Here is a 1,517-nt window from a genome sequence, read left to right as displayed (position 1 = left end):
GGGTCTTCGAATTTAGTGGGGGTGTGACGGTGACGGCCTGACGGTTGGTCACCGTCTGTGATGGGCCTGCAGTGTGGGCCCCCGGACGCAAGAAGCCCGCAGGCCTTCGTGATCATGGTTGTTCTCTACGCAACCGATCATGAAAACCCACGGGCTTGAGCACTCACGATACCGAGATCAACAGCGACGCGACACGACTGCTGGGGCTGGAGGGGGTGAGTGTGATCAAGGTCAAGGACGACGGAGCGGGTGGATCGACGGTGTACGTCGTGACGAGCGAGGACTCCGCGAGGGCCTGCCCCTCGTGCGGGGTCTTCGCCACGCGGTTGAAGGACTACCGCACCACCGCCCCGAGACATCTGTCCTGCGGCGGGCGTCCGATGGGTATCCGCTGGCGTAAGGCGCGCTGGCACTGCACCGAAGTAGCCTGCCCACGCGGCTCGTTCACCGAATCGATACGTCAGGTGCCGGCGCGGATGCGCACCACCAAGGCCCTGCGCCGTGCGGCGGGGGCCGCGGTTTGTGACGGCTCTCGCACCGTGGTGCAGGCCGGCCGCGACCTGCACCTGTCCTGGCCGATCGTGCAGCACTGCTTCGAGGAATACGCCGCCAAGGCCCTGCCCGAGCAGCCGCAGGCTACCGAGGCGATCGGGATCGACGAGACCCGGCGGGGCAAGCCGGTGTGGAAACAGAACCCGGACACCGAAAAGTGGGAGCTTGTCGCGGACGCCTGGCACATCGGCTTCGTCGACGCCATCGGCGGACGCGGGCTGTTCGGGCAGGTCGAGGGCCGCAACGCGACATCCGTCACCGACTGGCTGATGGCCCAGCCCGCCGCCTGGCGCGCGCAGGTCCGCTACGTCGCCATCGACCTGTGCTCCACCTTCCGCGCCGCCATCCACCGCGCCCTGCCGCACGCGGCCGTGGTCGTCGACTGCTTCCACATCGTGCAGCTCGCCCAGCGCCACCTCGCCGACCTGCGCCGACGCCTCACCTGGAAACAGCACGGCCGCCGTGCCCGCAAGGGCGACGGCATCTACACCGTCCGCAAACTCCTGCGCCGCAACAAAGAGGACCTCGACCAGGACCAACTCGCCGTCCTCAAGAGCGAGCTGGAGTACATGGGCACCTACGGCCGACAGATCCACGCCGCCTGGCAGGCCAAGGAACTCCTGCGCGACCTGCTGTCCCTCGCCGTCACCCGCACGCACCTCGCCCCTGATCACTCAGCGATCTCCGCCGCCCGCTACCGCTTCCACGCCCATATCGCCGACCATGCCCACCTGCCCGAACTCCTCGTACTGGCCGAAACCGTCGAGCAGTGGTGGACCGGCATCGAAACCTACCTCACCACCGGGATCACCAACGCCGCCTCCGAAGGCAACAACCGCCTCATCAAGCTGGAGGCCCGCAACGCCTTCGGCTTCCGCAACCGAGCGAACCAACGCCTCCGCTCACGCTGTGCGACCACCCGCCGGAGCCGACGAGAGGCACACCCCCACTAAATTCGAAGACCC

1 protein-coding gene is annotated in these 1,517 nt (G+C 67.5%); it reads left to right on the top strand.

Features of this window, described 5'->3' with window-relative positions:
* Positions 1-155: 155 nt before the first annotated feature.
* The gene (locus tag O3Q52_RS52990; RefSeq protein ID WP_269655534.1) at positions 156-1,505 is read left to right on the top strand and encodes an ISL3 family transposase; all 1,350 of its coding nucleotides are present in this window, start codon (positions 156-158) and stop codon (positions 1,503-1,505) included.
* Positions 1,506-1,517: the final 12 nt, after the last annotated feature.

The sequence above is a fragment of the Streptomyces sp. ActVer genome (assembly GCF_027270795.1).
Lineage (GTDB): Bacteria > Actinomycetota > Actinomycetes > Streptomycetales > Streptomycetaceae > Streptomyces > Streptomyces umbrinus_A.
Note: the sequence above shows the minus strand (reverse complement) of the source record. Positions and strands in the feature narration are given on the sequence as shown.